The sequence below is a fragment of the Blautia sp. ZXY-1-B12 genome, assembly GCF_056339915.1.
Genome location: NZ_JBWJVP010000213.1, coordinates 1 through 17,812 on the forward strand (window position 1 = coordinate 1; position 17,812 = coordinate 17,812).

The window sequence follows — 17,812 nt, forward strand, 5'->3', positions numbered from 1 at the left end:
TTAAACACGTGGAACAATCAGAAACCTTGTCAGCTATTTTCTCCTGAACATTGCGTAATACTGGTAAGATCGTCCAGAACAGCGTCACTTCATCAGTCTGCTGGAACAAGAGACCGATCGATTGCGAGGAATTTATCGGACTTTCCGGTAAAAACATCACGCAGTTCTTTATCTCTTGCATCTTTAACAGCCTGAATTTCAGCATCAATGGGATACTGATTACGGATTTCTTCAGGGGTTGGTAATTTTTTGATAAAATCGAATGCCATAGTAATATCTCCTTTGTGTCTATTTGTCTTGCTTTTTTCGGAATTTATTATAAACCATTCCTATCTGAATGTCGATAGCCAAAATATTTTCGGATGACTTTCTGCGATCATATCAAGCGTTACTGTTCACTTCGTTCTCAGTAACGCAGCCAAAATTCATTCCAGATTGCCTGCGGCAATGGAATTTTGGCATATCCATGCCAAAACACCTCGCGGGATAGTGGAGTGTGAATAGTAACTATCAAGTCTTATTAATGGATGTGCATTATTTACGGGGATTGCTATAGTTGTTTTGCAGTATTTGTAAACTGTGCAGGATGCTGAGCGCCAGTTCGCTGCCAGGGATCCCGTACAGATATCCCCGGATTCCCAGAACAGGGATTGCAAACAGCACGAAACTGATCCGGATGCAGACGCTGATCACACTGTGCAGCAGGCAGATGCCGGATTTTCCAAGGCCGTTGAGTACGCTGGTGAGAGTGGTGTTCAGGTACAGAAAAGGACAGATATAGGACATGGTATGGATATAGATTCCGGCTGTCTGACTGTGAAACAGAAAATTTCCAAGAAATTCTCCAAGAAACAGAAAAAAAACCAAGCAGGATCCGCCTAGCAGCAGACAGTATCGGAAAATCCTGCCGATCACATATTGGATTCGCTTTTGATACCCCAGAGTCTGCAGCTGGGTAATGGAGGGAATCAGCATGGCAGCAGCCGAGTTTGTAAGCGTAGCGGGGAAAAGAATAAGCGGAAGTGCCATCCCTGTAAAGATTCCGTAAACACTCAGGGAATCTTTGGGAGTAAGTCCTGACATTTGCAGCCTTGCAGGTATAAGAATCACTTCAATACTTCCCAGAAGGGTGAGCAGTATTTTATTCATGGTAAGAGGAACGGAAATATGGAGCAATTTTCTGAGAACAGAAAGCGGTCTTCTGATATTCCGGATATTATAATGTGTTACCTTAAAATGCATACTGACTGCGAAAAGAGAAATAAAAGATGAGGCTATTTCCCCGATAAGATTTCCGCCGACTGCAATTGCCGGAGTGATGTTTCGCCCTTGCGATGCACAGATCAGATAAAGAATATAGCATCCGCCTGTGCGGAAAAGCTGTTCCAGAAGCTGGACTCCTGCGGGAAATCCGGCCTGTTTTCTTCCCAAATAATAGCTGCTGATACAGGTATGAAGTGTACTCAACGGAATACTCAGAGAAAGAATCCGTATCAGACCGGAAGTCTGTGACTCTTTCAGAATCTGTACTGCCCAGAAATCCGCATAGCTGTAAAGAAACCAGGAGAATACCAGGGAGAAAACAACAGAAAATACAGTTCCCACGACAAAATAATCTGAGATATGACGACTGGGATTTTTGGAAACTTTTTCTGCGGCAGTGAGGCGGGAGATTGCAGTCTGGATACCGGAAGCGCAGATGGACATGATCAGAATCTGCAGCGGAAGTATAAGCTGAAAGATACCAAGCCCATGTGCACCAATAGTGTGTGACAGGAATATTCTGTAAAAGAACCCCATAAGTCTGCTTAACAAACCGGCAAATGTAAGAAGTAAAGTTCCTTTGATAAAAAGTTTTTTTGACATAATGAAAAATCCAGACCTTTTCATGCGCAGCAGGTGCGAATATCCACTTGACTAAAAAACAGTAACCTGCCGAAACGCCTTTACAGCAATATATGAACAAAACAGCCTTGACAGAACGGTTTGTTTCTGGTAAAGTAATCATGAAATCCGAGGGAAACACTGGGAATTAAAAAACGAGGTGAGAAAATGAAACTCTCAACAAGAGCCCGTTATGGCTTGAAAGCATTGATAGATCTTGGTTTGCACAGTGCGAATGAAGCGATATCTTTACAGAGTATTGCGGAGAGACAGGATATTTCCACAAGCTACCTCGAACAGCTTATGGCCATGCTTAAGAAGGCCGGTCTTGTAAAGAGCAGCAGAGGGGCTTACGGCGGATACCAGCTTGGCAAGCCGGCAGATGAGATCTCGGTCGGTGAAGTCCTGCGTGTGCTGGAAGGCAGCCTGGAAGCAGCAGCCTGTCCCGGGATTGAGAATGACGGAACCTGCCATGGCAGTGATGTATGTGTGGCAAAGCTCGTCTGGAAGAGAATCAATGACAGTATTACAAGCGCTGTCGATACCCTGATGCTTGGTCAGCTGATCGAGGAAAGCAGAAGAGTACATGAAGAAAAAATGGAAAGTCAGGGCATGGAAGAAAATGTACCGGACATACTTAAATAAAACAGGAGGACAAGAAAATGGGAAAAATGATTTATCTGGACAATGCAGCAACAACTAAAACAGCACCGGAGGTTGTCCAGGCAATGCTGCCATATTTTTCAGAATATTATGGCAACCCGTCCAGTATTTATGATTTTGCAGGCAAGAGCAAAGAGGCAATCACCAAAGGAAGAGAGCAGATCGCAGAAGTTCTTGGAGCAAAGAAAGAAGAAATTTATTTCACAGCAGGTGGTTCCGAGTCTGATAACTGGGCTCTGAAGGCTACCTTTGAGGCATATAAAGCAAAAGGAAACCACATCATCACAACAAAGATCGAGCATCATGCAATTCTCCATACCTGTGAATATTTGGAGAAACGCGGCGCAAAGATCACATATGTAGATGTAGACGAGAACGGTATTGTAAAACTGGATGAACTTGAGAAAGCAATCACACCGGAAACAATCCTGATTTCTGTAATGTTTGCAAACAACGAGATTGGTTCTATCCAGCCGATCAAGGAAATCGGACGTATCGCAAAAGAGCATGGAGTGCTTTTCCACACAGATGCTGTTCAGGCATTCTGTCAGGTTCCGATCAATGTGGATGAATGCAATATTGATATGTTAAGCTCCAGCGGACATAAGATCAATGGACCAAAAGGAATCGGTTTCCTCTACATTCGTAAGGGTGTAAAAATCCGTTCCTTTGTACATGGCGGTGCACAGGAACGTAAACGTCGTGCAGGTACAGAGAATGTGCCGGGAATCGTTGGATACGGTGCAGCAGCAGCACGTGCAAATGCATCCATGAAAGAACGTACTGACAAAGAAATCGCTATCAGAGATCATCTGATCCACAGAATTGAGACAGAGATTCCTTATGTAAAAGTAAACGGTGACCGTATAAAACGTCTTCCGAATAACGTAAATGTCAGCTTCCAGTTTGTTGAGGGCGAATCTCTCCTGCTGATGCTGGATAATTATGGAATCTGTGCATCCAGCGGATCTGCCTGTACATCAGGTTCTCTTGATCCGTCCCATGTACTTCTTGCAATCGGACTTCCGCACGAGATTGCACATGGTTCTCTGCGTATGACACTCAGCGAAGAGACAACAATGGAAGATGTAGATTTCGTAGTGGACAGATTGAAAGAAATTGTAGCGCACTTAAGAAGCATGTCTCCATTATATGAAGATTTCATGAAAAAACAGAATAAATAACAAAACAGAAGATAATTGTTTGTATTTTTGTAGCTACAACAGAAATAATATTAAAAGAAAGTCAGGATAACAGGAGGAAACACAAATGGCTTACAGTGAAAAAGTAATGGATCATTTTCAGCATCCGCGTAATGTAGGAGAAATAGAGAACGCAAGTGGCGTAGGTACAGTGGGAAATGCAAAATGCGGTGATATCATGAGGATTTTTCTTGATATCGATGATGAAACACATATCATCAAAGACTGCAAATTCAAAACATTCGGATGTGGTGCGGCAGTTGCAACTAGCAGCATGGCAACAGAGATGGTAATGGGAAAAACCATCGAAGAAGCTATGGAAGTTACAAATAAGGCAGTTATGGAAGCCCTGGACGGACTTCCGCCTGTAAAGGTACACTGCTCCCTGCTTGCAGAGGAAGCAATCCATGCGGCTCTGTGGGATTATGCACAGAAGCATCATATTGAGATTAAAGGTCTTAAGAAACCAAAGTCTGATATTCACGAAGGCGAAGAAGCAGAGGAAGAAGAATATTGATTATAGCAAAAAATCTGAATCTGTTTGTAATCTGAAATCGTTATTTATAAAGAAGGGGCGGGTGATACTCATCATCTGCCCTGTGCTTTATATTATGGCATTATATGATACCAGGGACAAAAGATATTTTGTGAAGCAGTTCCCGCAATTTTTATTATATGATGCTGCTATAAATATTTTTCTGCAGGAGGTAGCAATGACAGGACTTACAAATGAACAGGTGCAGGAGAGGATTGCAGAAGGAAAAGTTAATGTCAACGAGAACCCGAATACCAGAACCTACAAGCAGATCATTTTGGAAAACACGCTTACATTTTTTAACTTTTTAAATATTGCATTGCTTGTTCTGGTGCTTTTTGTGAGATCTTATAAGAACTCCATGTTTATGGGAATCATTCTGATCAATACAGTGATAGGTATTATTCAGGAGATCAGAGCAAAGAAGACGATTGACAAACTTGCAATCCTTACAGAGAGTAAAACAGTAGTTTTGCGTGAGGGGAAGAAATGGAGTATTTCCACAGAGAAACTGGTTCTGGATGATCTGATCTTTCTGAAAACAGGAGATCAGGTTCCGGCTGACGTAAAGGTGCTGGAGGGAACTGTAGAAGTAAACGAGTCTCTACTCACCGGTGAGTCGGACAATCTGTCCAAAAGCCAGGGAGACGAACTTTTTTCAGGAAGCTTTGTGACATCAGGGGAAGCTTGCTGTCAGGTAATCCATGTTGGAAAAGATAATTATGCATCGCAGATCACAAGTGAAGCAAAGGAATTTAAACGTCACAATTCGGAACTTCGCAATTCTCTGAATGCGATTCTGAAGGTGATCAGTATCATTATCGTGCCTCTTGGTGCCATGTTGTTTTACAAGCAATATATGATCGTAGGAGATACACTGAAGGATTCTGTGGTAAATATGGTTGCCGCAGTACTTGGAATGATCCCGGAAGGCCTGGTACTTCTGACAAGTGTGGCACTGACATTGGGTTCTATGGTTCTTGCTACAAAGAAGACACTTGTGCAGGAGCTTTACTGTATTGAAACGCTGGCGAGAGTTGACACACTCTGTCTGGATAAGACCGGTACGATCACAGAAGGTACCATGAAGGTTGAAGATGTGCAGTTGTATGATACAGCACAGACAACTGTTGTACAACATACAGCAAAATTTGATCCGGAAACAGGGGAGCCTGTTCAGAATGTGTCAGCATTAAAACCGGAGGTTACGGTATCAGCAGAGAAGGAAAACGGACAGATACAGGAAACAGTAAATTCAGAAACGGTATCTCAGGAAGAAAGACAGAAGCTTCAGGAAATTGACCACATTATGGGAAATATGATGTCAGTTCTTCATGATCAGAATGCAACAGCAGATGCGCTGAGAAAGCGCTTTCCTTCAAGAAATGACCTGAAACTGATCCATGCCATTCCTTTCTCCTCAGACAGGAAATACAGTGGTGCTGTTTTTGAAGGAAGTGGAACTTATCTGATGGGAGCTGCACAGTTCCTTTTTCCGGAAGGAAATGAAGAACTTCTGGAACATTGCAGCAGTTACGCACAGGAGGGATACCGTATCCTTGTTCTGGCTCACAGTGAACAGGAGACAAAAGGAACGGAACGCCCGACAGGACTTGAACCGTTGGGACTGTTTCTCATCACTGACGTGATACGTGAGGAAGCACCGGATACTCTGGCTTTTTTTGACAGCCAGGGAGTTGACCTTAAAGTTATCTCAGGAGATGATCCTGTGACTGTCTCTGCGATTGCAAAGAAAGCAGGACTGAAAAATGCCAATCATTATATCGATGCAACAACAATCAAAACTTCGGAAGAAATGCAGCGTGCAGTTGCAGAGTGCAGTGTATTCGGGCGTGTAACACCACAGCAGAAGAAACAGATGGTACAGGCTCTTCAGTCACAGAAGCATACAGTTGCGATGACCGGTGACGGTGTAAATGACGTACTTGCACTCAAGGAAGCAGACTGCAGTATTGCCATGGCAGCAGGAAGCGATGCAGCTAAAAATATTGCAAATGTCGTTCTTCTTGATTCTAATTTCGGGGCAATGCCTCATATTGTAAATCAGGGCCGTCGTGTTGTAAACAATATCAGAAGTGCGGCATCCATGTTTCTGATCAAAACAATTTTTTCTGTTTTACTGTCATTGATCACAATTTTCTTTGGAGATGCATATCCCTTTGAACCAATCCAGATGTCACTGATCAGTGCCTGCGCAGTGGGAATTCCTACATTTCTTCTGACACAGGAAAATAATTACAATAAGATTGACCATACATTCCTGAGGCACGTATTTATGAATGCATTTCCTGCGGCAGTAACCATTACAGGATGTGTATTTACGATCATGCTGGTCTGTCAGGATGTATACCATTCCCAACGTCATGCTTAATACAGCCTGTGTTCTGGTTACGGGGTGGAACTATATGTCTGCACTGCGTACAGTTTATTCGCCGCTGAACACATACAGAAAAGTGATCATTTATGGAATGCAGTTTGCATTTTTTATAAGTGCGGTTGTATTGCAGGATTTGCTGACACTGGGTTCTCTGGAATTTGGAATGATCATTCTGGTATTTGTACTGATGACATTCTCTCCAATCCTGATCGAAACTATTACAGAATGGATCAGGAGGATTTATGAGAAGTCACTGGACAGAGAAGATGAAAATAAAGGATTTTTTGCAAGATTTTTGGAAAGAGTCCAGAAGTAAAAAACGAGGACAATCTGTAAAATATGCAGATTGTCCTCGTTTGCATTATGCGGTCTGCGTTATGCAGATTAATGGTTTATTTCTTTCTGCACAGCCAGAAGCATCCAAATGCAGGGATCATAACACCTTTAGCTTCCATCTCATGTCCTGAGATAAGATCAGTGTATATGCCGTCATCTTCGTTGATCCATGCAACCTTATCCTGATCGCTGAAGTTATAGATTCCGATGAATTTCTCCTCTGCATTTTCGCGTACGATTGCAAGGATAGAAGAATCCCAGGTATCGATTGTACGAAGATCAGCTGTTGTGTCAAAAACGCTGTGTGAACTTCTGATATGTTCCAGATGATCCAGTGCGTGGAAAAGTTTTCCCTGTACTGTATCTGCGATATTTCTGTTTGGAGCAAGTGACCAGTTGAATTCTCCTCTGTGAAGATAGCGGGAATCAACTGCCTTGTCAGGATCATCTTTATAAGAATAGTCGTTTACCTGACCAATCTCATCTCCGCTGTAGATTACAGGGATACCTGACTGGGAAAGCATAAATGCATGAAGTGTGATGTCATAGCGCACACTTCTGTCAACACCAGCTACATTTCCTTCAAAACCATATTTCTCAATGCCGCACAGAGATGCGGTAGTACCGCAAAGTCTTGCATCACCCAGACGCGGGTCATCATTGTAAAGTTCACCGCGGCCAAATGTATCCGGATATTTGCCTGTAAAGAAATCATTCAGGAATTTCTTATGAGAAACCTCATCGATTGAGAAATTCTTCAGGAAATCATAATCCAGTCCCCAGCCAATATCATCGTGGCAACGCAGATAATTCTGGAAGATGTACTCTTTTGGAAGAGATCCCAGAATATCCAGCTGTCTGCGGAGCAGAGATACATCTTTGGTTGCAACTGTGTGCCAGGTGCTTGCCATAGTAGTAACGTTATACAGGATATGGCATTCCGGCTTTTCAAGTGTACCGAAATATGGAACAACTTTTTCAGGAGCCATGACAACCTCTCCGAGAAGAAGGACTCCCGGGCACACGATCTCGCAGATCATACGCATCATACGTACGATTGTGTGAACCTGTGGCAGGTTGCGGCAGTTTGTTCCAAGCTGCTTCCAGATATAAGGAACTGCATCGAGACGTACGATGTCAACACCCTGGTTTGCCAGATATAACATATTGTAGACCATTTCATTAAACACAACAGGATTTCTGTAGTTTAAATCCCACTGGTATGGATAGAAAGTAGTCATGACATGCTTGTGAAGGTCATCCAGCCATGTAAAGTTGCCCGGTGCGGTAGTTGGGAATACCTGTGGACAGGTCTTCTCATAGAGAGCAGGAACATCGTAGGTATCAAAGAAGAAATAACGGTCCTGGTATTCTTTTTCACCTGCGCGAGCCCGTTTTGCCCACTCATGCTCTTCGGAAGTATGGTTCATAACGAAATCAAGGCAGATGTTGATGCCGCGTTCATGGCATTTGGAGGTAAGCTCTGAAAAGTCCTCCATAGTACCAAGCTCAGGCTGCACTGTGCGGAAGTCAGCTACTGCGTAACCACCGTCACTTTTTCCTTTCGGAGATGCGAGCAGGGGCATCAGATGAAGATAATTGACATTGCATTCTTCCACATAATCCAGATGTTCCTCCAGACCTTTTAAAGTATGTGCAAAATTGTTTACATACATCATCATGCCTACAAGATCATTGCGTTTATACCAGTCCGGATCAGCCTCACGCTTTTTATCAGATGCCTTTAATGCTGAATTTCTGCTGTTATAGAAAGCTTCCATATTAGAAGTAAGATCATGCAAATAGGTCATGACATCATCACGATCCTGATATAATTCGCAATATAACCATTTCAGCTCATCATAATGTTTCTGAAAACGTTCATTATATAAAGTAAGATCAACAGGAACGTCCAGTTTAACAGGTTCCACTTTGGAAGTCTCGACCTTAACAGGTTCTACTTTAGAAGTCTCGACCTTAACAGGTTCCACTTTGGAAGTCTCGACCTTAACAGGTTCTACTTTAGAAGTCTCGACCTTAACAGGTTCCACTTTGGAAGTCTCGACCTTAACAGGTTCTACTTTAGAAGTCTCGACCTTAACAGGTTCTACTTTAGAAGTCTCGACCTTAACAGGTTCTACTTTAGAAGTTTCAACTCTGACAGGCTCAGTTTTGGAAGTAGTCACTTGTAAAATTTCTGATTCCTGCTTTCTGACTGTTGATGAAGAACGTTTCTTCTGGAGTCTTTTTTTAGCCATAATATTCCTCCCTGGTTTATGAAAAATACAGTAACCGGGCAGTGTCGGGACATATAAAACATAAATATGGAGACACCGGACAGTTACGAATATATACAGAAAGCTGCAATTTCCATATCTGCTGTCAGTTTTTTATCATGATCAGCTATGATGCAGACCAGAGAAACAGTATTTGGAGCAGTTTGGAAATTGGGCTTCTGAAATCATATGTAATATTATATTATAGGAACTGCCATATAGGCAAGTACTGACACGTTTTACAGAGAAATAAATTCCGGTTTACGGTCTTTGAAGATTGTATAGTAACGAAAACCACAGGCTTCCAGTACACTGGCAGCTTTATCAAATGCACAGGCGATTTTATCCGGAGTATGCGCATCTGCTCCGATGGTGATGATCTCTCCGCCAAGTTCTCTATAGCGCCTTATTACGGCAGTACATGGATTGGGTTCTCCAAGACCATAATGATATCCGCCTGTATTAAGTTCGATGCCTTTTCCCATGGAAATCAGTTTCTTCAGAATCTCATCCAGAATATCTTTATACCGTCCGTAAGAATATTCCCGGTTCTTGTTAGGACCATAACGGACAACATAATCAATATGTCCGTAAACATCAAATCCGTCATATGCGGAAATGTTTTCAAGAATGGATTCAAAATATTCCATATAACATAAAAATTCCTTACGTCCTTCAAAAAATTCCGGGTAATAAGGATCATACCCATGGACAAGATGGGATGAACCGATAACGAAATCAAAAGGTGTCTGAGAGAGAAGTGAGTCAAAATATTCTCCCAGATGCATCTGCAGTCCCAGTTCAATTCCGAAACGTACCTGAATTTTATCCTTATACATATCTGAAAGTTCAGCTAGCTTTTCTTTGTAAGCCGGAATATTCAGAGAAAAATCCAGATTGTCCGGAGTAACAGGGTAATCCGGATCCAGATGCTCCGTAAAAGTAATTCCCTGTAGTCCCGTTTCAACAGCGCGATGGATCATAACTTCCATAGGCGTATCTGAGTCAGCAGAAAAAGAAGAGTGCATATGACAATCCCACAATATTTGTCTGTCCATAATTTCAGTCCTTTCTTCTGTAAAAACAGTACTGTTATATTTGCGTGTGATATATTATAAATGAATACTGTGTCCTCTTAAATGGATATATCTGCACCTGAAATATCACAATTACAGGCCCGGATCAGTGTATTCATAAAGCACTGTATACACAGTATAACATATAATTTACATTTTTTACTTAATTTTTATCTGTTTTTTGGAAAATGGTCTTGAATTTTTGTTTAGAATTATGTACAATACATTACAGGTTGATGATTCTTTAACAAACAAAGGATTACCATAATTAACCACTTAATTCATAGGAGGAATTTTATCATGGCAGTAAAAGTTGCAATTAATGGTTTTGGACGTATTGGACGTCTTGCATTCCGTCAGATGTTTGGAGCAGAAGGATTTGAAATCGTAGCAATCAACGATTTAACATCTCCTAAAATGCTTGCTCACTTATTAAAATATGATTCAACACAGGGAAAATATGCTCTTGCAGATACAGTAACAGCAGGAGAAGATTCCATCACAGTTGACGGAAAAGAAATCAAAATTTACGCAAAAGCTAACGCTGCTGAACTTCCATGGGGAGAAATCGGTGTAGACGTAGTTCTTGAGTGTACAGGATTCTATACATCCAAAGACAAAGCTCAGGCTCATATCGATGCAGGTGCTAAACACGTTATCATTTCCGCTCCGGCTGGAAACGATCTTAAGACAATCGTTTACAATGTAAACCATGAAACTCTTACAAAAGAAGATCACATCATCTCCGCAGCTTCCTGTACAACAAACTGCTTAGCTCCAATGGCTAAAGCATTAAATGATCTTGCTGCAATCAAATCCGGTATCATGTGCACAATCCACGCTTACACAGGCGATCAGATGACACTTGACGGACCACAGAGAAAAGGTGATTTAAGAAGATCTCGTGCAGCTGCAGTTAACATCGTTCCTAACAGCACAGGTGCTGCTAAAGCTATCGGTCTTGTTATTCCGGAACTGAACGGTAAACTTATCGGATCTGCTCAGCGTGTTCCTACCCCAACAGGTTCTACAACAATCTTAACAGCAGTTGTTGAAGGAAACGTAACAAAAGAACAGATCAACGCAGCTATGAAAGCAGCTTCTAATGAATCCTTCGGATACAACGAAGATGAAATCGTATCCAGCGATATCGTTGGTATGAGATTTGGTTCTCTGTTCGATGCTACTCAGACAATGGTTCTTCCACTTGAGAATGGCACAACAGAAGTACAGGTAGTTTCCTGGTATGACAACGAGAACTCCTACACAAGCCAGATGGTTCGTACAATCAAACACTTTGGTAAATTACTGAACGCTTAATTTTCAGTAAGTGTAAAGGAATAGACTCCAACGAAGGGTCCGGTCTGATTTGGACCGGACCCTTTTCGCGTGGTCTGGAATGACAGCAGGAAATCAATAAGTTACTGTTTACAGATATGCAGTAACTGTTAAAGAATATTATTAAGGAGGCACCACAAATGCTGAATAAAAAATCTGTTGATGATATCAATGTAAAAGGCAAAAAAGTTCTTGTAAGATGTGACTTCAATGTTCCTCTTCAGGATGGAAAGATCACAGATGAGAACCGTCTGGTTGCAGCTCTTCCTACAATCAAGAAGCTGATCGCTGACGGCGGAAAGGTTATTCTCTGCTCCCACCTTGGAAAACCGAAGGGAGAGCCGAAACCGGAATTATCTCTTGCACCGGTTGCAAAACGTCTTTCCGAATTATTAGGACAGGAAGTTAAGTTTGCAGCAGATCCTGAAGTAGTAGGACCTAACGCAAAAGCAGCAGTAGCTGAGATGAAAGACGGAGATGTTATCTTACTTGAGAACACACGTTATCGCGCAGAAGAAACAAAGAACGGAGACGAATTCAGCAAAGAACTTGCTTCTCTTTGTGATGTATTTGTTAATGATGCATTTGGTACAGCTCACAGAGCACACTGCTCTAATGTTGGTGTGACCAAATATGTTGATACAGCAGTTGTTGGTTACTTAATGCAGAAGGAAATCGATTTCCTTGGAAATGCAGTGAACAATCCTGAGAGACCGTTTGTTGCTATCCTTGGCGGAGCTAAGGTTTCCAGCAAGATTTCTGTAATCAATAACCTTCTTGATAAAGTAGATACTCTTATCATTGGTGGTGGTATGTCTTACACATTCTCCAAAGCTATGGGCGGACATATCGGTGTGTCTCTCTGTGAGGATGATTATCTTCAGTATGCATTGGACATGATGAAGAAAGCAGAAGACAAAGGTGTGAAACTTCTTCTTCCGGTAGATAACAGAATCGGTGATAACTTCTCTAATGACTGTAATATCCAGGTTGTTAAACGTGGTGAGATTCCGGACGGATGGGAAGGAATGGATATCGGACCGGAAACAGAGAAGCTTTTCGCTGACGCTGTAAAAGATGCTAAGACAGTTGTTTGGAACGGACCGATGGGCTGTTTCGAAATGCCAAACTTCGCTCATGGTACAGAAGCTGTTGCAAAAGCACTTGCTGAAACAGATGCCACAACTATTATCGGTGGTGGTGATTCTGCAGCTGCAGTTAACATCCTTGGTTATGGCGACAAGATGACACACATCTCCACAGGTGGCGGTGCATCTCTTGAATTCCTGGAAGGAAAAGAACTCCCGGGTGTTGCAGCAGCAAACGATAAATAAGAATATAATAACATCCCACAGGGATACTAAGGAGATAAATCATCATGGCAAGAAAGAAAATTATCGCTGGTAACTGGAAAATGAACATGACACCAAGCGAAGCCGTTAAATTAGTAGAAACATTAAAACCATTAGTAGTTAACGATGAAGTAGACGTAGTATTCTGCGTACCTGCAATCGATATCATCCCGGTTGTAGAAGCTGCTAAGGGAACAAACATCCAGGTTGGTGCTGAGAACATGTACTTTGAAGAGAAAGGTGCATACACAGGAGAAATCTCCCCTGCAATGCTCGTAGATGCCGGAGTTAAATATGTTGTTCTTGGACATTCCGAAAGAAGAGAATACTTCGGAGAAACAAACGAAGATGTTAACAAGAAAGTTCTCAAAGCTTTCGAACATGGAATTACACCTATCATGTGCTGTGGCGAAACTCTTACTCAGAGAGAACAGGGCGTGACAATGGATTTCATCCGTCAGCAGGTTAAAGTTGGATTCCAGGGTGTTACAGCAGATCAGGCTAAGACAGCAGTTATCGCTTACGAGCCAATCTGGGCAATCGGAACAGGTAAAACAGCTACAACTGAGCAGGCTCAGGAAGTATGCGCAGGTATTCGTGCATGCATCGCTGAAATCTATGATGAAGCAACAGCAGAAGCAATCCGTATCCAGTATGGCGGATCTGTAAATCCTGCAACAGCACCTGACTTATTCGTTCAGAACGATATCGATGGCGGCCTTGTAGGTGGCGCTTCTCTGAAAGCTGATTTCGGAAAGATCGTAAACTACAAATAAGAATAAAAAACTGATTATAAGCAGATAATCTTTGTGTCCAAACGAGAAATAATATAATGCCCCTGAATACAGGAAAATTGGTAATTTTACTGATTGGATTGTATTCAGGGGATTGTTATAGTTGAAGCAGGTAAGTTACCTGCTTTAATTGCTGTTGCGAATATTTGTTTGGCTATGTCAGACACATAGTATCTTATGAAATTAATATGTATAAAGAAAAAGACAGCTCCATTACTGAAACTGTCTCTTTTATCTGGTGTAAAAATCTTCTGTAAGCTGTTTCTTTTGTACTTTGGGTAAATCTCTTTTGCACGAAAGGAATGCCTCGATACTTTTGTATTTTGACTATTTATCAGGTGTATTTAGTTCATGTATTTTATCTTTTGTATTTTGGAGTATTTCTGAGTTTTTATCCTTGGTGGTATAAATTTTTTTCTCTTTGGCAATTCGATGATTTTCTCTTTTGTATGTACAAACTATATCATATTTTTCTACATTCGTCTACAAGTTTCAACAGAAATCAGTCAAAAACATTTCGACAGAATCCCTGCTTTTTCGACATTCTGAGAGGAAATTGACAGATAAATAAAGATTGTCTGATTGCGGGAATCCATTTTCGCTGATATAATGTAAAAAATGTGTAATTATAGAAAGCAGGTTAATATTTTATGGAAGAAAAAGTAACAAAATGTAGTGTATCAAAGAAATGCGGAAGCTGCCAGTATCAGGGTGTTCCTTATAAAGAACAGCTTTCCGCCAAGCAGAAAAGGATGAAGAAGCTTCTTGGAAAGTTTGCAAATGTAAAACCAATCATTGGAATGGATGATCCCTTTTATTATAGAAATAAAGTTCATGCAGTATTTGACAGGGATAAAAAAGGTAATATTATCTGTGGAACCTACGAAGCGAAAACACATAAGGTTGTTCCGATAGAAGAGTGCATGATCGAGGATAAGATCAGTCAGGAAATCATCCGTACAATTCGGGATATGCTGAAATCTTTTAGAATCAAAACATATGATGAGGACACAGGATATGGACTTTTGCGCCATGTGCTGGTGAGAAGAGGGTTTTCCACAGATGAGATCATGGTGGTTCTTGTGATTGGTTCCCCGATCTTTCCTTCAAAAAATAATTTTGTGAAAGCTCTGAAAAAGAAATACCCACAGATTACAACAGTTGTGCTTAACGTCAATGATAAGAAGACCAGTATGGTACTGGGTGAGCGTGATATCGTCATTTATGGAAAAGGATATATCCGGGATACGCTCTGCGGATGTACATTCCGCATTTCTCCGCAGTCTTTTTATCAGGTAAATCCTGTACAGACAGAAATTCTGTATAAGACAGCAATTGAATATGCGGGGCTTGGACGAAAAGAAACAGTGATAGATGCATACTGTGGAATAGGAACAATCGGACTTGTAGCCGCAAAGCGGGCAAAGAATGTCATTGGTGTGGAATTAAATCCGGATGCAGTCCGCGATGCCAGAATCAATGCAAAGGAAAATAAGATTACAAATGCACGTTTCTATCAGGGAGATGCAGGAGAATTTATGGAAAACATGGCAGAAAACGGAGAACATGCAGATGTTGTGTTTATGGATCCGCCACGTACCGGCAGTGATAAAAAGTTTATGACTTCTGTTATCAAACTGAATCCATCAAGAATCGTATATATCTCCTGTGGACCGGAAACACTGGCAAGAGATCTGGAGTATTTGACAAAACATGGCTATGATGTGAGAAAAATACAGCCGGTAGATATGTTCAGTTTTACAGACCATTGTGAAAATATTTGTCTTTTGACGAAAAAATTTGAGAAACAGACGAAAAATCAAAACGAATACAAATACTAAAAGAATATAAATACCAAAAGAAAAGGAAGGTTTCATGGAAATAAGAAAAGCATCAGTGCAGGATCTTGGGCAGATCATGCAAGTTTATGATAAAGCCCGCAAATTTATGAGAGAAAATGGCAATGCAGAACAGTGGGGGGAAGATTACCCCTCAGCAGAACTGATAGAGCATGATATTGATAAAATGTATTTGTGCATGTCAGAAGGGCGGATTGCCTGTGTTTTCTATTATGCGGCGGAAGAAGATGAAGATTATAAAGAAATTAATGGAAAATGGCTGAATGAAGAACCCTATGGAGTAGTTCACAGGGTAGCGTCCACAGGAATAGTAAGAGGAGCCGCATCATTCTGTCTGGACTGGGCCTATGCTCAGACACAGAATCTCCGTATGGATACATACAACGATAACATCCCCATGCAGAAACTTCTGGAAAAATGCGGATTTCAGTACTGCGGTTCATTTGAACGTCTGGGAATGGATAAATGGATGGCATACCAGAAAATATAATAAACAAGTCCCTATCTGTTTCAACTGTAAGAGACAGATGGGGACTTTAAGGTTATTGATTGCTGTAGTTAGAGGTATCCATCAGAAGAACTCCGGTCTTTTACATATTCTCAACAATCTGGCGTGCTACATATACACCGCTTGCAGAAGCATGGGACAGGGAATGGGTTACACCGCTTCCGTCTCCAATGATATACAGGCCTTTGTATCTGCTTTCCAGATTTTCATCGATATCAACTTCCATATTATAGAACTTAACCTCCACGCCATAGAGAAGGGTGTCATCATTAGCTGTTCCGGGAGCAATCTTATCCAGAGCATAGATCATTTCCATGATTCCGTCAAGGATACGTTTCGGAAGAACAAGACTCAGATCGCCGGGAGTAGCTGCGAGAGTAGGCCGTACCATACCTTCTTCGATGCGTGCAACCGTACTCCTTCTTCCGCGCACCAGATCGCCGAAACGCTGTACGATCACACCGCCGCCCAGCATATTGGAAAGACGGGCAATGCTTTCGCCATATCCATTACTGTCTTTAAATGGCTCGGAGAAATGTTTGGCTACCAACAGTGCGAAGTTTGTATTTTCTGTCTGTTTGGACGGATCTTCATAGCTGTGGCCATTTGCTGTGACAATGCCGTTTGTATTTTCGTTTACAACGATGCCATAAGGATTCATACAGAAAGTCCTCACATTATCTTCGAATTTTTCTGTTCTGTAGACAATCTTACTCTCATACAGTTCGTCTGTCAGGTGTGAGAAGATAACAGCAGGAAGTTCTACACGTACACCCAGGTCTACCCGGTTTGATTTGGTTGGGATGTCAAGTTCTTTACAGATCTTTTCCATCCATTTGCTTCCGCTTCTGCCTACGGATACAATGCATTTGCTGCAGTCAGTGGTATCATTCTTTGTGATGATACGGTATCTGTCTTCAAGTACTTCCAGACGTTCTACAGGAGTGTTGAAATGAAAATCAACATGCTCTTTTAATTTTGCATATAAGTTCTCAAGAACCACATAGTTAATGTCTGTTCCCAGATGACGTACGGAAGCATCCAGAAGCTTTAATTTGTTCTGCATACAAAGTTTTTTGAATTTGGTTCCGGCTGTAGAATACATTTTTGTGTCCTGTCCGCCGTAGGCAACATTGATCTCATCTACGTAACGCATCAGGTCAAGAGCGTTTTTCTTTCCAATATGTTCATAAAGTGTTCCGCCGAAATCATTTGTGATATTGTATTTGCCGTCAGAGAAAGCACCGGCACCGCCAAAGCCGCTCATAATGGCACAGGTTTTACATTTGATACAGGTTTTTACTTTGTCACCATCAATTGGGCAATGTCTTTTACTGAGAGGATTTCCAGCCTCAAAAACAGCAATCTTTAAATCGTTATTTTGCTTCATCAGTTCATAGGCAGAGAAAATACCGCCAGGTCCTGCGCCGATGATCACTACATCATATTTCATATATACTACAATCCTTTCAGGTAAAAATATTTTCGTAAATCTGCAGCAAATCTCCTGAACGCACTATTTAACTGATAAATTGCGAAGCGGATGATATTATGCGCCTGAAGAGAATGCCATAGATAAGTCTGCGTTACT

Annotated in this window: 15 protein-coding genes; 10 read left to right on the forward strand and 5 right to left on the reverse strand. The window is 41.5% G+C overall.

From position 1 onward, the window contains the following. Window positions 1-92: 92 nt before the first annotated feature. Window positions 93-269, reverse strand: coding sequence for a hypothetical protein (locus AC075L_RS13795; RefSeq protein WP_476387804.1), 177 nt, complete (start codon window positions 267-269; stop codon window positions 93-95). A 265-nt stretch (window positions 270-534) separates the two neighbouring features. After that, a complete protein-coding gene (locus tag AC075L_RS13800; protein WP_476387805.1) occupies window positions 535-1,866 on the reverse strand; it encodes an oligosaccharide flippase family protein in 1,332 nt (443 codons plus the stop codon). Window positions 1,867-2,052: 186 nt separating this feature from the next. Between AC075L_RS13800 and AC075L_RS13805 the strand changes: the two genes are divergently transcribed. The 5 genes from AC075L_RS13805 (at window position 2,053) to AC075L_RS13825 (ending at window position 6,998) form a co-directional block, all read left to right on the forward strand. Continuing rightward, window positions 2,053-2,529: an RrF2 family transcriptional regulator gene (locus AC075L_RS13805; RefSeq protein WP_022381064.1), complete on the forward strand. Its 477-nt coding sequence runs from the start codon at window positions 2,053-2,055 to the stop codon at window positions 2,527-2,529. A gap of 17 nt (window positions 2,530-2,546) precedes the next feature. Then, window positions 2,547-3,731: a cysteine desulfurase NifS gene (gene nifS / locus AC075L_RS13810; RefSeq protein ID WP_055149412.1), complete on the forward strand. Its 1,185-nt coding sequence runs from the start codon at window positions 2,547-2,549 to the stop codon at window positions 3,729-3,731. Window positions 3,732-3,816: 85 nt separating this feature from the next. After that, window positions 3,817-4,266, forward strand: coding sequence for a Fe-S cluster assembly scaffold protein NifU (nifU, locus tag AC075L_RS13815; protein WP_008704067.1), 450 nt, complete (start codon window positions 3,817-3,819; stop codon window positions 4,264-4,266). A 196-nt stretch (window positions 4,267-4,462) separates the two neighbouring features. After that, the gene (locus AC075L_RS13820; protein ID WP_476387806.1) at window positions 4,463-6,676 is read left to right on the forward strand and encodes a cation-translocating P-type ATPase; all 2,214 of its coding nucleotides are present in this window, start codon (window positions 4,463-4,465) and stop codon (window positions 6,674-6,676) included. A gap of 34 nt (window positions 6,677-6,710) precedes the next feature. Then, window positions 6,711-6,998: a hypothetical protein gene (locus AC075L_RS13825; protein WP_476387807.1), complete on the forward strand. Its 288-nt coding sequence runs from the start codon at window positions 6,711-6,713 to the stop codon at window positions 6,996-6,998. A gap of 76 nt (window positions 6,999-7,074) precedes the next feature. Here AC075L_RS13825 and AC075L_RS13830 read toward each other — a convergent pair whose 3' ends face one another. After that, window positions 7,075-9,276, reverse strand: coding sequence for an amylosucrase (locus AC075L_RS13830; protein ID WP_022381067.1), 2,202 nt, complete (start codon window positions 9,274-9,276; stop codon window positions 7,075-7,077). A 257-nt stretch (window positions 9,277-9,533) separates the two neighbouring features. Then, window positions 9,534-10,352 carry a histidinol-phosphatase HisJ family protein gene (locus AC075L_RS13835; protein WP_118633040.1) on the reverse strand — a complete coding sequence of 273 codons (819 nt, stop codon included), beginning with the start codon at window positions 10,350-10,352 and terminating at the stop codon, window positions 9,534-9,536. Window positions 10,353-10,670: 318 nt separating this feature from the next. Between AC075L_RS13835 and gap the strand changes: the two genes are divergently transcribed. The 5 genes from gap (at window position 10,671) to AC075L_RS13860 (ending at window position 16,203) form a co-directional block, all read left to right on the forward strand. Next, window positions 10,671-11,690, forward strand: a complete 1,020-nt coding sequence (gene gap / locus AC075L_RS13840; RefSeq protein WP_008704062.1) for a type I glyceraldehyde-3-phosphate dehydrogenase — start codon at window positions 10,671-10,673, stop codon at window positions 11,688-11,690. Window positions 11,691-11,848: 158 nt separating this feature from the next. After that, entirely contained in the window at window positions 11,849-13,042 is a 1,194-nt protein-coding gene (locus AC075L_RS13845) for a phosphoglycerate kinase (RefSeq protein ID WP_227567146.1), read from the forward strand. Between the two features lie 44 nt (window positions 13,043-13,086). Next, on the forward strand, window positions 13,087-13,836 hold the full coding sequence (gene tpiA, locus AC075L_RS13850) for a triose-phosphate isomerase (protein WP_022381027.1): 750 nt from the start codon (window positions 13,087-13,089) through the stop codon (window positions 13,834-13,836). Between the two features lie 668 nt (window positions 13,837-14,504). After that, window positions 14,505-15,695, forward strand: a complete 1,191-nt coding sequence (gene rlmD / locus AC075L_RS13855) for a 23S rRNA (uracil(1939)-C(5))-methyltransferase RlmD (protein WP_476387808.1) — start codon at window positions 14,505-14,507, stop codon at window positions 15,693-15,695. A gap of 34 nt (window positions 15,696-15,729) precedes the next feature. Next, on the forward strand, window positions 15,730-16,203 hold the full coding sequence (locus AC075L_RS13860; protein WP_055199951.1) for a GNAT family N-acetyltransferase: 474 nt from the start codon (window positions 15,730-15,732) through the stop codon (window positions 16,201-16,203). 100 nt (window positions 16,204-16,303) lie between these two features. On the opposite strand, the gene AC075L_RS13865 is transcribed toward AC075L_RS13860, so the two are convergent. Beyond that, a complete protein-coding gene (locus AC075L_RS13865) occupies window positions 16,304-17,674 on the reverse strand; it encodes an NAD(P)/FAD-dependent oxidoreductase (protein ID WP_118633056.1) in 1,371 nt (456 codons plus the stop codon). Window positions 17,675-17,812 lie beyond the last annotated feature (138 nt).

Excerpts from the sequence above, each read along its gene's own strand:
- AC075L_RS13795 (WP_476387804.1), bottom strand. The coding sequence starts at position 269 with ATGGCATTCGATTTTATCAAAAAATTACCAACCCCTGAAGAAATCCGT.
- AC075L_RS13800 (WP_476387805.1), bottom strand. The coding sequence starts at position 1,866 with ATGTCAAAAAAACTTTTTATCAAAGGAACTTTACTTCTTACATTTGCC.
- AC075L_RS13805 (WP_022381064.1), top strand. The coding sequence starts at position 2,053 with ATGAAACTCTCAACAAGAGCCCGTTATGGCTTGAAAGCATTGATAGAT.
- nifS (WP_055149412.1), top strand. The coding sequence starts at position 2,547 with ATGGGAAAAATGATTTATCTGGACAATGCAGCAACAACTAAAACAGCA.
- nifU (WP_008704067.1), top strand. The coding sequence starts at position 3,817 with ATGGCTTACAGTGAAAAAGTAATGGATCATTTTCAGCATCCGCGTAAT.
- AC075L_RS13820 (WP_476387806.1), top strand. The coding sequence starts at position 4,463 with ATGACAGGACTTACAAATGAACAGGTGCAGGAGAGGATTGCAGAAGGA.
- AC075L_RS13825 (WP_476387807.1), top strand. The coding sequence starts at position 6,711 with ATGTCTGCACTGCGTACAGTTTATTCGCCGCTGAACACATACAGAAAA.
- AC075L_RS13830 (WP_022381067.1), bottom strand. The coding sequence starts at position 9,276 with ATGGCTAAAAAAAGACTCCAGAAGAAACGTTCTTCATCAACAGTCAGA.
- AC075L_RS13835 (WP_118633040.1), bottom strand. The coding sequence starts at position 10,352 with ATGGACAGACAAATATTGTGGGATTGTCATATGCACTCTTCTTTTTCT.
- gap (WP_008704062.1), top strand. The coding sequence starts at position 10,671 with ATGGCAGTAAAAGTTGCAATTAATGGTTTTGGACGTATTGGACGTCTT.
- AC075L_RS13845 (WP_227567146.1), top strand. The coding sequence starts at position 11,849 with ATGCTGAATAAAAAATCTGTTGATGATATCAATGTAAAAGGCAAAAAA.
- tpiA (WP_022381027.1), top strand. The coding sequence starts at position 13,087 with ATGGCAAGAAAGAAAATTATCGCTGGTAACTGGAAAATGAACATGACA.
- rlmD (WP_476387808.1), top strand. The coding sequence starts at position 14,505 with ATGGAAGAAAAAGTAACAAAATGTAGTGTATCAAAGAAATGCGGAAGC.
- AC075L_RS13860 (WP_055199951.1), top strand. The coding sequence starts at position 15,730 with ATGGAAATAAGAAAAGCATCAGTGCAGGATCTTGGGCAGATCATGCAA.
- AC075L_RS13865 (WP_118633056.1), bottom strand. The coding sequence starts at position 17,674 with ATGAAATATGATGTAGTGATCATCGGCGCAGGACCTGGCGGTATTTTC.